Origin of the sequence: Sphingomonas sp. PSPC2-2 (genome assembly GCF_049897725.1) — a bacterium.
In the GTDB taxonomy this organism is placed as follows: Bacteria; Pseudomonadota; Alphaproteobacteria; order Sphingomonadales; family Sphingomonadaceae; genus Sphingomonas.
The window spans coordinates 247,478-260,358 of record NZ_JAFCWU010000003.1 but is presented as its reverse complement, the minus strand read 5'-3'; the positions used below and the strand labels follow the sequence as shown (position 1 = coordinate 260,358).

Sequence of the window (12,881 nt, the reverse complement as noted above, 5' to 3'; positions counted from 1 at the left end):
GACGCGGACACTGGGGGAGGATACCGTTCGCGTCAAAGGGGAGAGGGATCATGACCCAACAAAAGGCAATCTTCATCACCGGCGGCGGCTCGGGCATCGGCCAGGCGACCGCGCGGCTGTTTGCCGAGCGCGGCTGGCGCGTTGGCCTCGCCGACGTCAACACGACGGGCTTGCGCGAAACCGCAGCAATGCTGCCGGCCGGCATGGCCGAAACCTATCAAATGGACGTGCGCGACCGCGCCGCCTGGGTCGCCAGCCTCGATGCGTTTACCGCGACCACCGGCGGGCGGCTCGACGTGCTGTTCAACAATGCCGGAATCGGCACTGGCGGGGCGATCATCGACATGTCGTTCGACGATCTCGACCGCGTCGTGGCGATCAATCTAGTCGGCGTGCTCAACGGTGCCAAGATCGGCTATGCTTATCTCGCGCGCACGCAGGGTTCCTGTCTGCTCAACACCGCCTCCGCCTCGGCGATCTATGGCACGTCGGGGCTACCCGTTTATTCGGCGACCAAATTCGGGGTGCGCGCGTTAACCGAGGCGCTCGACGGCGAATGGTATGGGGCGGGCGTCAAGGTACGCGATCTGGTGCCAAGCTTCATCGACACGCCTTTGCTGGCAGCGCCAGCGGGCAGCACCAATTATTCGATCAAACAGGTCGTTACCAATGCCGGACTCGAACTGACCGGGGTCGATGCCGTGGCGCAAGCCGCGTGGGATGCGGTGCACGGCGACAAGGTCCACACCTATGTCGGCAAGACCGCCGACCGCATGGCCTTTGCCGCCCGCTGGCTCCCCGGCCGCCTGCGCAAGATGATGCGCCGCAGCCTCGTGGCCTCAGCCCACTAAACTGTCGATCGCCTCCGCCAGCGCCACGTCCTTGTGCGACAGCCCACCTGCATCGTGCGTGGTCAACAGCACATCGACGCGGTTCCACACATTGTACCATTCGGGGTGATGATCGGCCTTTTCCGCCAGCAAGGCGACGCGCGTCATAAAGGCGAACGCCTCGCTGAAATCGGCGAAGGTGAAGGTGCGGGTGATCGCGTCGCGTGCTTCGTCGAAATCCCATTCGTCGAGCGTGTCGAGCGCCTCGGCCCGTTCGTCATCGCCCAGTGGTTCAACGCGCACCGCTTGCTCTCCTGCTGGCGCACCGTGCGCCTTCGCCGTAAGGCATAGCCGATGGTGCAGGCCGATCAACCTCCGGGCCCGTCTTTTGGCTCCGCCGCCGTTGTCGACGGGCGAGGCACGAACGCCGCTCTCGCCTTCCGCGACGTCACCTGCGTGCGCGGCGGGCGCGTGTTGTTCGAACGCCTGTCCTTTGCGGTGCCACCGGGCGGCGCGGCGCTGGTCACCGGCCCCAACGGCATCGGCAAATCGAGCTTGATCCGCGTCGCCGCCGGGCTGTTGCGGCCCGCCAACGGCGAGATTGCGGGAGCGGCAACGCGCACGCTGATGGCCGAAGCCGCCGCGCTCGATGCCGCGCGCCCTCTGCGCGAGGCGCTCGGCTTTTGGGCGGCGCTGGATGCCGACCCAGACGACCCGTACGGACGCGTCGCCCACGCCCTCCATGCGGTCGGCCTGTCGCATATCGCCGACGTGCCGGTGCGGCTGCTCTCCACCGGCCAGCGCCGCCGCGCCGCGCTCGCCCGCGTCGTGGCGAGCGGTGCGATGGTGTGGCTACTCGACGAACCCGCCAACGGTCTCGACGTGGCGAGCGTGACGGTGCTCGAACACTTGATCGCGGCGCACCGGGGGCGCGGCGGCGCGGTGCTGGTCGCGACGCATTTGCCGATCGCCTTGCCCGACGCACAGACGATCTCGCTGCTATGACCGGGCTCGGCGCACTCATCACTCGCGACGTGCGGATCGCCTGGGCCAGTGGCGGGGTGGTCAATGCGCTCGCTTTCTTCCTGCTCGTCACCATCCTGTTTCCCTTCGCGGTCGGGCCCGACACGGCGTTGCTGGCGCGGATCGGCGGCGGCGTGATCTGGGCGGCGGCGTTGCTCGCGGCGCTGATGCCGGTCGAACGGCTGGTCGGCCCCGATGCCGAAAGCGGCGTGCTCGATCAGTTGAGCGTGCGCGGCTTTTCGATGCCGACGGTGGCGGCCGCAAAAATCGCCGCGCATTGGATCGGCTTCGGCCCGCCGCTGATGCTCGCCACGGTGGTTGCGGCGGGGTTGCTCGGCTTGTCGGCGCAGACGCTCGGCGCGGTCGAGCTCGGGCTGCTGATCGGCACGCCGGGGCTCGCCGCGCTGGCGGTTGCGACCGCCGCGCTGGTCACAGGGCTGCGCGGCGCGGGCTCGGTCGCGGGGCTGGTAATGCTGCCGCTGGCCGTACCGCTGTTGATTTTCGGCGCGGGGTCGATGGAGGGCGGTGTCGGCGCGATCAAACTGCTCGGTGCGGTCAGCCTGATGCTGCTGGCCGGCGCGCCTTTCGTCGCGGGTGCGGCGATGCGCGGAGCACTCGAGTAAGCGAGCCGTCGGCGGCCCCAGGTGCCGGGTTGCGCCCTTCCCAAAAAAATTCTGAAAAAACTGTCATGCGCGACGGGCCGGGAAACATTTGCGACAAAGCAACGTTACACAAACCCAACGATGTTAAGCCCGCGCCCCCCCGCATCGCATATCCTCGCCTACGCCCAGACCCTTGATGGGGGCGGGGTCGAAAAGGCGCTGCTGCGGCTGGTCCGTAGCTGGAGCGAAGTGGGACGACGCGTAACGCTGGTCCTCGGGGACGTAACCGGGCCGCTTTCGCGCGACCTGCCTACCGGCATAGAAACACGCATCCTCGGACGGCACTCTATGCTTGGCATGGGTGCCATTGCCGCGTTGACCGAGGAAATCGCGCCCGACATCCTGTTTTGCCCGGGCAACCATTATTCGGCACTGGCCGCGTGGACCAAGATGCGACTCGGCCACCGCTGTCCGCCGATCGTGGCGAAAATCTCCAATGCCCTGGTACGGCGCGATCACGGCGCAGCCTTTGCCGCCGCCTATCGCACCTGGCTGCGCTGGCATCCGCACTTTGTCGACGAACTGGTCGCAATGAGCCCGGCCATGGCCGACGAGGCACGGATCGAAATGGGTGCGCGACCGGAGATGCTGCACGTCATCCCCAATCCGCCGCTGCGTCCGGTGCTTGGCGCGAGCATCCCCGCCTTGCCCAACGGGCGCTTTCTCCTCGGAGTAGGGCGACTCGCCCCGCAAAAGCGCTGGGACCGGCTGATCGACGCTTTTGGTCAGGTAGCGCAACGCGATCTGGCGCTGGTGATCATCGGCGAAGGCGGCGAGCGCGCCGCGCTCGAAGCGCAAGTTGCTCGACTTGGCTTGGAGGGCCGCGTGTTGCTGCCCGGCCATGTCGCCGATCCGACACCGATTCTGGCGCGCGCGGCGGCGCTGGCGCTAGTGTCGGATTTCGAGGGGGTGCCGGGCGTGTTGCGGGAAGCGCTCGCCGTCGGCACGCCGGTGGTGACCACCGATTCAAGCGTCGCCGTGCGCGAAATCGTGACCCACCCGTCGCTCGGCAGCATTGTTCCGCCGGGCGATGGTGTGGCGTTGGTGGCAGCGCTCGACGATTGGTTGGTTCCCGGGCGCGCACGCCCGACGCCTGTGCCCCAGCCGGGCGAAAATGCCGCTGCCGCCTATCTCGATTTGTTCGACCGCGTCGTGCTGGATCGCCGGGTCAAGCTTGCGGCTTGACGCGATCGGGATGCGCCGCGGCGATCTCGGCGACGTTTGAGGCTGCGGTGTCGGCAGCGAGCAGTCGCGGGAAAGCGTCGAGCGACACCGAAAAGCGCCGCGCATTATAAAGCTGCGGCACCAGGCACACATCGGCGAGATTCGGCATATCTCCGCCCAAAAAGGGCCCGGGCACATCGGCGGTCATCGCCTCCAGCGCGGCAAGGCCTTCGACCATCCAGTGCACGTACCACGCCTCGCGCGCGGCCTGATCTGCCCCGAACTGGCTGGTCAGCCGGTTGAGCACGCGCAAATTGTCGATCGGGTGAAGGTCGGCGGCGATCACCAGCGCCTGTGCCAGCACCGCCGCCCGTGCGACCGGGTCAGCCGGAACCATGGGGGGCGCTTTGTGGATGGCGTCGAGATAGTCGATGATCGCTAGGCTCTGCGTCAGCACCACCGTTCCGATGTCGAGCGCGGGCAGCAGCCCCTGCGGGTTGCGCGCCAGAAAGGCCGCCGACCGATGCTCACCCTGCGTCAGGTCGACCGCGACCCGTTCATAAGCGACGTGTTTCAGGCCAAGCGCGATCCGCACGCGATAGGAAGCCGAGGAGCGCCAATAATCGTAAAGGACCGGCATCATGCCTTTACCGCCGCTTCGTCCTCGCCTTCCGCCTCCGAGCTGCGCTCCAGCGCGACCTTGATCATCGCGGTCAGCGGATCGGCCAAGGTCAGCCCCAACACGCCAAACAGCGTCCCCGCCAGAATCTGCATCGACAGCGTCAGCGCGGGCGGCAGATCCACCGTGCGCCGCGCCACCATCGGGATGACGACATAGCCATCGAGCGTCTGGATGAAGACATAGATGGCGATCGCCCAGAAGCCGGTGTGCATCCCCGCACTGAACCCGACCGCGACCATCAGCACGCCGCTGGTGATCGCGCCGATATTGGGCACGAACGCCAAAATCCCGGTGATGATGCCGAGCACCAGCGCCATCGGCACGCCCGCCAGTGCGAGCGCAATGCCCGTCATCACGCCTTCCAGCGCCATACCGAACAAGCGCCCGGCCAACAGCCGCCGCATCGTTGTCGCCATCTGCTCGATCGTGCCGGCGAAGCGCGCGCGCTGGTCGCGCGGGATCAGCCATTGCAGCCCGCTTTCATACAGCCGCGGCTCCATCGCGATGAACAGGCCGATCACCAGCACCATCACCAGGCTGGCAAGGGCCCCGAAGGCGATACCGAGATAGGAGGTGAGCTTGCCGAACGAGCCCAGCGCCTGTTGCGCGATGCCATTAAGGTCGGCCTTGCCTGGCATGATGCCGATGCGCGACGCCCAGTCCATCAGCTTGGTCGCTTGCGTCATCAAGGTGCTGCGCAATTGCTGGACCTGTTCGGTGATGCCCGCACCCGTCAGGTACATCACCCCGACGATGAAGGCGACGGTCAAAACCACCACGATCAATAACCGCCACGGTCGCCCGATCGGCAGCACGCGGCGCAGCAGCCGCACCCCGCCGTCGAGCATCGAAGCGAAGACAAGCCCGCCAAAGATGATCAGCAGCGGCTGTACCAGCAGCACCGCCAGCGCGATCGCCCCCGCAAGCCCGAGCCAGATCGTCGCGCGCTTCAGCTCCTGCCGCACGAAGGGATCGCGCAGTTCGTTGGGGGCCGGTTCGCTGACCAGTTCAGGCTTTGCACCCTGGCTCATTTATCGCGCTCGGCATGGAGCGAGGTGCCGGCACGCCCGCCCCGGAAGGATTGGCCCCAGGTCAACGGATTCCAGCTCCCCAGCCCGGTCTTGGAAAAGGTGATGAACTCGGCGCGACCGCCGAGATATTCCCACGGCACCGGCCCACCCAGCCCTTGTTCGGCCAGGCTGAAGCGGCTGTCGGCACTGCGATCGCGATTGTCGCCCATCAGGAAGACATGCCCCGGCGGGATCAGCGTTTCGGGGTAGTTATCGCCCGGCGACGGCCCCAGATCGACCGTCTCATAATGCCGCCCGTTCGGGAGCGTTTCGGTGTAGAGCGGCAAGCGGCAATAGCTCTTGCCGTCCGCCCCGGTGTGGAGCGCGCCGGGATATTGCAGCGGATCGCAGGTCACGCCGGGTTCCGACACCAGCGGCGCGCCACCATAATTGGGAATGTCGACATAATGCAGCGGCCCGCGCTTCAGCGGCACGCCGTTGAGGATGACGATGCCGTCGCGCACCGCGATGCGGTCGCCCGGCAAAGCGATGAGCCGCTTGATATAGTCGGTCTCGGTACCCGGCGGCGTGACGATCACGACATCGCCCCGCTCGGGCAGCTGCCCAAGCAAGCGGCCATGAAGGAACGGCAAAACGTGGAAGGTCGGCGAGACAAACGACCAGCCATAGGGAAATTTGCTCACCACCAGCTGATCGCCGACGAGCAGACCCGGCAGCATCGATTCCGACGGGATATAGAAGGGCTTGGCGATGAAGGTGTGGAAGCCGAGCACCGCCAGGATCAGCCACAGGATGCCGCGCAGTTCGGACGCCCAATCGGTCTTGCTTGGTTTGGCGGCGGAGGCGGTGGCGCGCTCGCTTTCGCCGGGCTCCCCGGCTTCGGTCGTGCTCAGCGCCAAGTCGTCCTTCATGTCTCGTCCTTCGGGCGCTCAGCCACTGCGCGCGCTTCAATGACGACCAGCGCCTGTGCCCAGGGATGGTCGTCGGTCATCGTCAAATGTACCACCGCGACGTGGCCGTCGGGCGTCAACGCGTCAAGCCTCGCCTTGGCCCCACCGGTCAGCAGCAAGGTCGGCGCGCCCGAGGGCGCGTTGACCACGCCAATGTCCTTCATGAACACACCGCGCTTGAATCCGGTGCCGACCGCCTTGGAAAAGGCTTCCTTCGCGGCAAAGCGTTTGGCCAGCGTGCCCGCCTTCGTGAACGGACGTCGCGCCGCCTTGGTGCGCTCCACATCGGTGAACACGCGCTGCTCGAAGCGGTCGCCGAAGCGGTCAAGCGATGCCTGGATCCGCTCGATATTGCACAGGTCGGAGCCGAGCCCGATGATCATACCGAATTCCCCTCCCGCGTGCGAGTTTTGGGTGAGCAGCGCCCCGCCCTGCTCAGGCTGTGCCGGGGGCACAGCCGACCCAAAACTGGGTTAGGGGAGGGGTGTAGCATCGCCGTAACGCTTGTCGGCGCAGGCCCTCCCCCACCCCCTCCCGCAAGCGGGAGGGGAGAAGGTACGCCGCCGATCACCGCGCCGCGTCCATCGCCGCGCGCATCTGCTGCACGCTGGTCGCCAACCCGACGAACAGCGCCTCGCCGATCAGGAAATGCCCGATATTGAGCTCGCGCACTTGCGGGATCGCCGCGATCGGCGCGACATTGGCATAGGTCAGGCCATGCCCGGCATGGACTTCGATCCCGTTGCGCGCCGCCAAAGCCGCCGCATCCGACAAACGGCGCAGTTCGACCGCCTGCGCTTCGCCCTCGAGCTCGGCATAGCGCCCGGTGTGCAGCTCCACCACCGGCGCGCCCAGGCGAATCGCCGCGTCGATCTGCCGCGCATCGGGTTCGATGAACAGAGAGACGCGGATGCCTGCCTCGCGCAACGCCGCCACCAACGGTGCCAACGTGGCGAACTGCCCCGCCGCATCGAGCCCGCCCTCGGTGGTCCGCTCCTCGCGCTTTTCGGGCACGATGCACGCGGCGTGGGGGCGGTGCCGCAAGGCGATCGCCAACATCTCGTCGGTCGCCGCCATTTCCAGGTTGAGCGGGATCGTCAATTCGGCTGAAAGGCGCGTAATATCGTCGTCGGTAATGTGCCGCCGGTCCTCGCGCAGATGCGCGGTGATGCCGTCTGCCCCCGCCTCCGCCGCCAGCAACGCCGCGCGCACCGGATCGGGATAGCCCGACCCACGCGCATTGCGGACGGTGGCGACGTGATCGATGTTGACGCCGAGGCGGAGCGGGGCGCTCACGCCGCGCGGCTCCCGGGCTTGATAGCGGGGATCGCCGCCAGTTCCGGCGGCAGCGAATCGGCGGCGTAGGTCGGCACGTCGAGCCGGATCAGCGGGAAGAATGGCACGCCCAGCTCGGCGGTGCCGTTCGAACGATCGACCAGAGCCGCCGCCGCCACGGTTTCCCCTCCCGCCCGGGCGATCGCCGCGATCGCCTCGCGCGAGGACAGGCCGGTGGTCACGACATCCTCCATCATCAGCACCTTGGTGCCGGGCGCGAGGCGGAAGCCGCGCCGCAGCTCGAACACGCCCTCGGGCCGTTCGAGGAACATCGCAGGCACCCCCAGCGCGCGCGCCATTTCATGCCCGGCGATCACACCGCCCATCGCGGGCGACACCACGGCCGCAATGCTGTCGCGAATCTCGACGGGAAGGCGGGCAGCCAGCGCCGTTGCCAGACGGCTACCGCGCGCCGGGTCCATCAACACGCGCGCGCATTGCAAATAGCGCGGCGAGCGCAGGCCGGACGAAAGGATGAAATGCCCCTCCAGCAACGCCTCGGCGGCGCGGAATTCGGCCAGAACATCATCGTCGGTCATCGTGGTGGTCATCGTTTCTGATCCTGCGGAATGGGACGCCTGATTAGGGTCCGGGGGGCGGCGGTGCAACGATTGCGCCAAAAAAGGTGCCGCGCGGCTTGAGGCCCCGGCATCCCCTGCGTATAGACACCAGATAGAGGGCACATATCTGCCCCGTCCGGCCCCGCACGATCGGGGCGATTGATAGGGGTAGACGCAGGGGATGCACATGATCGGGATCAAATCGATCGTACTGGCAGCTGGGCTCGCGATGCTGAGCGTCGGCGCGGCGCAGGCGGCACCCGCTGCGCCAGCCGCGAAGCCGGTGGCGGCCGCACCCGCCACACCCGCCGCAGCAGTGTCGCACGATCCCATGCTCGCGGTCGACGGCGCGCCGGCCATGGCGATCGACCCCAAGGTCGGCCAGCCGGTCGATGGTCTCATCACCATCCAGCCGCAGGTCACCCCCAATGGGCAACAGGCGCTGTGGTTTCACAACACGCTGCTGATGCCCGTCATCACCGGCATTTGTATCCTGGTGCTGGTGCTGCTCGGCTGGGTGGCGCTGCGCTACCGCCGCGCGGCCAATCCGGTTGCGTCCAAGACCTCGCACAACACCATCCTGGAAGTGTTGTGGACCGGTATTCCGGTGCTGATCCTGCTAGGCCTCGCTCTGCCGTCGATCGGGCTGCTGCAGGCGCAGTACAAGCCCGCGCCCAAGAATGCGGTGACGCTGAAGGCGATCGGCAACCAATGGTATTGGACCTATCAATATCCCGACCATGGCGGGTTCGAAATCACCTCGAACATGCTCAAGGAAGCGGGCGAAGTCGGCAAGGGCGAACGCGCGCGTACCGCGATCGACGGCCCGCGCCTGCTCGCCACCGACAATCGCGTCGTGCTGCCGGTCGGCGTGCCGATCCGCTTGATTACCACCGCCAATGACGTGATCCACAGCTGGGCGATCCCCGCCTTCTGGATCAAGCTCGATGCGGTGCCAGGGCGCCTGAACGAAACCAGCTTCACCATCAACAAGCCCGGCGTCTATTTCGGCGTCTGCTCGGAACTGTGCGGCGCGCGGCATGGCTATATGCCGATCACGGTCGAGGCGGTCAGCCCGGCAGTGTTCGCGCAGTGGGTCAAGGCCAAGGGCGGCACCATGCCCGGCGCGGCCCCCGCGCCGGCCGCACCCCCCGCTGCCGCCACCACCGCTTCGATTGCCACCCCAGGCGCAGCGGCTCCCGCCGCCGCCGTCGTCACCGCTGGACAATAAGCCATGACCGACACCGCCCTCACCCCGAGCGCCTTCGAGGCGCATCACGATGATGCCCATGCGCATGACACGCATGAAATGTCGTTCTTCGCGCGCTGGTTCATGTCGACCAACCACAAGGACATCGGCACGCTGTACCTGATCTTCGCGATCGTCGCGGGGATCATCGGTGGCGGCATTTCGGGCCTGATGCGCGCCGAACTCGCGCAGCCGGGCATTCAATATCTCGGCTATTGGGCGAGCTTCCTGCCCGGCGGCGAACAGGGCCTCGATCATTCGCTGCACCTGTGGAACGTGCTGATCACCGCGCACGGCATCATCATGGTGTTCTTCATGGTCATGCCCGCGATGATCGGCGGCTTCGGCAACTGGTTCGTGCCGATCATGATCGGCGCGCCCGACATGGCCTTCCCACGGATGAACAACATCTCGTTCTGGCTGCTCATCCCCGCCTTCACGCTGCTGCTCGCCTCGCCCTTCTTCGGCGGCGCCGGTAACGGCTGGACGCTCTACGCGCCGCTCTCGACCTATGGCGAACCTGGCCCCTCGACCGACATGGCGATCCTCGCGCTGCACCTGGCGGGTGCCTCGTCGATCCTCGGTGCGATCAACTTCATCACCACCATCTTCAACATGCGTGCGCCGGGCATGACGCTGCACAAGATGCCGCTGTTCGTGTGGTCGGTGCTGGTCACCGCCTTCCTGCTGCTGCTCTCGCTGCCGGTGCTGGCTGCGGCCATCACCATGCTGCTGACCGACCGCAATTTCGGCACGGCCTTCTTCGATCCCGCAAAAGGCGGCGACCCGATCCTGTACCAGCATCTGTTCTGGTTCTTCGGCCATCCCGAAGTCTACATCATGATCCTGCCGGGTTTCGGCATCGTCAGCCAGGTGATCTCGACCTTCTCGAAAAAGCCCGTCTTCGGCTATCTCGGCATGGCCTATGCCATGGTCGCGATCGGCGTGGTCGGCTTCGTCGTGTGGGCGCACCACATGTTCACCACGGGCCTCAGCGTCAACACCAAGATGTACTTCACCGCCGCCACGATGGTGATCGCGGTGCCGACCGGGATCAAGATCTTCTCGTGGATCGCGACGATGTGGGGTGGTTCGCTCAGCTTCAAGACCCCGATGCTGTGGGCGATCGGCTTCATCTTCATGTTCACCGTCGGCGGCGTTACCGGCGTCGTGCTCGCCAATGGCGGCATCGATGATTACATGCAGGACAGCTATTATGTGGTGGCGCACTTCCACTATGTGCTGTCGCTGGGTGCGGTCTTCTCGCTCTTCTCGGGTTTCTATTACTGGTTCCCGAAAATGTCGGGCCGGATGTACAACGAATTCCTCGGCCAGCTGCATTACTGGATCTTCTTCATCGGCGTGAACCTGCTGTTCTTCCCGATGCACTTCCTCGGCCTGCAGAACATGCAGCGCCGCGTGCCGGATTACACCGATGGCCTCGCGCATTGGAACTGGGTCGCCAGCATCGGCTATGCGGTGATGGCGGTCGGCATGGGCGTGTTCTTCGTCAACCTGATCTGGTCGCTGCTCGCGGGCAAGAAGGCCGGTGACAACCCGTGGGGCGAAGGTGCGACCACGCTCGAATGGACGCTGTCGAGCCCGCCGCCTTACCACCAGTTCGAAACGCTGCCCCGGATCGATTGATTATGGGGTACCCCTCTTCCCCTCGCGGGAGGGGGGTACTTCTTTATTCCCCTCCCGCGTGCGGGAGGGGCTAGGGGAGGGCAGTGAACGCCCACCCGACACAGCCCTCCCCCAACCCCTCCCGCGCGCGGGAGGGGAGGATCAATTCCATGACCACTGCCACCATGCCGAGCACCACCCTCCCCGCCGACTGGCGCGATTTCTTCGCGCTGACCAAGCCGCGGGTGATGCGTTCGGTCGTGCTGACCGGGCTGTGCGGGATGCTGGCCGCGCCGGTGCATCTGCCCTTCGTGCTCGGCTTCACCGCCATCCTGTGCATCGCGCTGGCGGCGGGCGCGGCGGGCGCGCTCAACCAATGGTATGAATCGGACATCGATGCGCTGATGAAGCGCACCGCCAAGCGCCCGCTCCCCGCCGGCAAGATGGACCGCGAGACCGCGCTCCATTTCGGCGTCGGGCTCGGCGTGTTCTCGGTGCTGCTGATGGGCCTCGCCATCGGCCTGCTCGCCGCTGTGCTGCTGGCGGTGTCGATCCTGTTCTACGTGCTGATCTATACCGTCGGTCTCAAGCGGCTGACCCCGCAGAACATCGTCATCGGCGGGGCCGCCGGGGCCTTCCCGCCGCTGATCGGCTGGGTCGCCGCCACCGGCAGCATTTCGACGCTGCCGCTGCTGATGTTCGCGATCATCTTCCTGTGGACCCCGCCGCATAGCTGGGCGCTGGCGCTGCTGATTCGCGACGATTACGCCAAGGGCGGCGTGCCGATGCTCCCGGTGGTGGCGAGCGCGGCGACGACGCGCTGGCAAATGCTGTTCTACGCGGTGCTGATGGCCGCCGCCGCCGTGTCGCCGTGGGCGCTGGGGTTGGCCGGGATCGCCTATGGCGCGGTCGCCGCGATCGGCTCGGCGGTGTTCCTCGGCCTCACGCTCTGGGTCGTGGTCGCGCGCGCGGGTACCCCCGCCGAGATGAAGGCCGAACGCTTCCTGTTCGTCTATTCGATCGGCTATATTCTGATGATCTTCATTTCCCTCGCAGTCGATCGGCTCATCGCATGACCCCGGACCCGCACAGCGACCTCGTCCGCAAGCGCCAGCGCAGCCGCGCGACTGCGCTCGCGCTGATCCTCGGTGCCTTTGTGGTGCTGGTGTTCGCGATCAGCATCGCCAAGATCCAGGCCGGGATGCCGCACTGATGGCGATCGACCGCAAACTGCGCACGGCGCTGTTCGCGGTGGCGGGCATTTGCTTCATGAGCGGGCTTGGCTGGGCGAGTATCCCGCTCTACCGCCTGTTCTGCCAGGCGACCGGCCTCAACGGCACCACCCAGCGCGGGCTCGTGGCACCGGGCGCGGTCAACCGGCAGATCCGCATCGATTTCGACACCAATGTCGCGCCGCACATGCCGTGGAAGTTCGCGCCCGAACATCCATCCGAAACCGTCGATATCGGCGGGCGCGACATGGCGTTCTTCACCGCGACCAACACATCGGACCATCCGATCACGGGCACCGCGACCTACAACGTCACCCCGGCGCAAGCGGGCAAATATTTCACCAAGATCCAGTGCTTCTGCTTCACCCAGCAAACGCTGAAACCGGGCGAAACCGCGCGGATGCCGGTGATCTTCTTCGTCGACCCGAAGATCCTTGCGGATCCGGACGCCAACGACGTGCAGACGATTACGCTCAGTTACACTTTTTACCCGGTGGATTCCACCAAAGCCAAGAGCTAGAACCGAACGACAAAAGA

16 protein-coding genes are annotated in these 12,881 nt (G+C 66.2%); 9 read left to right on the top strand and 7 right to left on the bottom strand.

Annotated features, from left to right (window positions below; all coding sequences use genetic code 11):
• The first annotated feature begins 50 nt into the window (after window positions 1-50).
• Entirely contained in the window at window positions 51-851 is an 801-nt protein-coding gene (locus ACP7BY_RS07770) for an SDR family oxidoreductase (RefSeq protein WP_033967427.1), read from the top strand.
• Here ACP7BY_RS07770 and ACP7BY_RS07765 read toward each other — a convergent pair.
• Window positions 840-1,133 carry a 4a-hydroxytetrahydrobiopterin dehydratase gene (locus tag ACP7BY_RS07765; protein WP_033967428.1) on the bottom strand — a complete coding sequence of 98 codons (294 nt, stop codon included), beginning with the start codon at window positions 1,131-1,133 and terminating at the stop codon, window positions 840-842. The genes ACP7BY_RS07770 and ACP7BY_RS07765 overlap by 12 nt on opposite strands.
• A 51-nt stretch (window positions 1,134-1,184) precedes the next feature.
• On the opposite strand from ACP7BY_RS07765, the gene ccmA reads away from it, so the two are divergent.
• The 3 genes from ccmA (at window position 1,185) to ACP7BY_RS07750 (ending at window position 3,700) form a co-directional block, all read left to right on the top strand.
• Window positions 1,185-1,835 (top strand): heme ABC exporter ATP-binding protein CcmA, encoded by a 651-nt coding sequence (gene ccmA / locus ACP7BY_RS07760; protein WP_081988869.1) that lies wholly within the window; start codon window positions 1,185-1,187, stop codon window positions 1,833-1,835.
• A complete protein-coding gene (locus ACP7BY_RS07755; RefSeq protein WP_137902733.1) occupies window positions 1,832-2,476 on the top strand; it encodes a heme exporter protein CcmB in 645 nt (214 codons plus the stop codon). Before ccmA ends, ACP7BY_RS07755 begins: the two co-directional genes overlap by 4 nt.
• A 120-nt stretch (window positions 2,477-2,596) precedes the next feature.
• Window positions 2,597-3,700: a glycosyltransferase gene (locus ACP7BY_RS07750; protein WP_126846815.1), complete on the top strand. Its 1,104-nt coding sequence runs from the start codon at window positions 2,597-2,599 to the stop codon at window positions 3,698-3,700.
• Here the strand turns inward: ACP7BY_RS07750 and maiA are convergent.
• From maiA to pyrE, 6 genes are all read right to left on the bottom strand, one after another.
• Window positions 3,684-4,322, bottom strand: a complete 639-nt coding sequence (gene maiA / locus ACP7BY_RS07745; RefSeq protein WP_033966930.1) for a maleylacetoacetate isomerase — start codon at window positions 4,320-4,322, stop codon at window positions 3,684-3,686. The two genes, ACP7BY_RS07750 and maiA, sit on opposite strands and share 17 nt — an antisense overlap.
• Entirely contained in the window at window positions 4,319-5,392 is a 1,074-nt protein-coding gene (locus ACP7BY_RS07740) for an AI-2E family transporter (protein WP_033966928.1), read from the bottom strand. Before ACP7BY_RS07740 ends, maiA begins: the two co-directional genes overlap by 4 nt.
• Entirely contained in the window at window positions 5,389-6,303 is a 915-nt protein-coding gene (gene lepB / locus ACP7BY_RS07735) for a signal peptidase I (RefSeq protein ID WP_137902732.1), read from the bottom strand. Before lepB ends, ACP7BY_RS07740 begins: the two co-directional genes overlap by 4 nt.
• Complete coding sequence (gene acpS / locus ACP7BY_RS07730; RefSeq protein WP_033966927.1) at window positions 6,300-6,725, bottom strand: holo-ACP synthase; 426 nt, start codon at window positions 6,723-6,725, stop codon at window positions 6,300-6,302. Before acpS ends, lepB begins: the two co-directional genes overlap by 4 nt.
• A 184-nt stretch (window positions 6,726-6,909) precedes the next feature.
• Window positions 6,910-7,638 (bottom strand): pyridoxine 5'-phosphate synthase, encoded by a 729-nt coding sequence (locus tag ACP7BY_RS07725; protein WP_033966926.1) that lies wholly within the window; start codon window positions 7,636-7,638, stop codon window positions 6,910-6,912.
• Complete coding sequence (gene pyrE / locus ACP7BY_RS07720) at window positions 7,635-8,216, bottom strand: orotate phosphoribosyltransferase (protein WP_033966935.1); 582 nt, start codon at window positions 8,214-8,216, stop codon at window positions 7,635-7,637. Before pyrE ends, ACP7BY_RS07725 begins: the two co-directional genes overlap by 4 nt.
• Before the next feature lie 208 nt (window positions 8,217-8,424).
• On the opposite strand from pyrE, the gene coxB reads away from it, so the two are divergent.
• The 5 genes from coxB (at window position 8,425) to ACP7BY_RS07695 (ending at window position 12,864) form a co-directional block, all read left to right on the top strand.
• Window positions 8,425-9,468, top strand: a complete 1,044-nt coding sequence (coxB, locus tag ACP7BY_RS07715; protein WP_033966933.1) for a cytochrome c oxidase subunit II — start codon at window positions 8,425-8,427, stop codon at window positions 9,466-9,468.
• A 3-nt stretch (window positions 9,469-9,471) separates the two neighbouring features.
• On the top strand, window positions 9,472-11,133 hold the full coding sequence (gene ctaD, locus ACP7BY_RS07710; protein ID WP_137902731.1) for a cytochrome c oxidase subunit I: 1,662 nt from the start codon (window positions 9,472-9,474) through the stop codon (window positions 11,131-11,133).
• Between the two features lie 149 nt (window positions 11,134-11,282).
• Window positions 11,283-12,188: a heme o synthase gene (locus ACP7BY_RS07705; RefSeq protein WP_033965936.1), complete on the top strand. Its 906-nt coding sequence runs from the start codon at window positions 11,283-11,285 to the stop codon at window positions 12,186-12,188.
• Window positions 12,185-12,325 carry a hypothetical protein gene (locus ACP7BY_RS07700; RefSeq protein WP_171010507.1) on the top strand — a complete coding sequence of 47 codons (141 nt, stop codon included), beginning with the start codon at window positions 12,185-12,187 and terminating at the stop codon, window positions 12,323-12,325. Before ACP7BY_RS07705 ends, ACP7BY_RS07700 begins: the two co-directional genes overlap by 4 nt.
• Window positions 12,325-12,864 (top strand): cytochrome c oxidase assembly protein, encoded by a 540-nt coding sequence (locus ACP7BY_RS07695; RefSeq protein WP_033965931.1) that lies wholly within the window; start codon window positions 12,325-12,327, stop codon window positions 12,862-12,864. Before ACP7BY_RS07700 ends, ACP7BY_RS07695 begins: the two co-directional genes overlap by 1 nt.
• The last annotated feature ends 17 nt before the right edge of the window (window positions 12,865-12,881 follow it).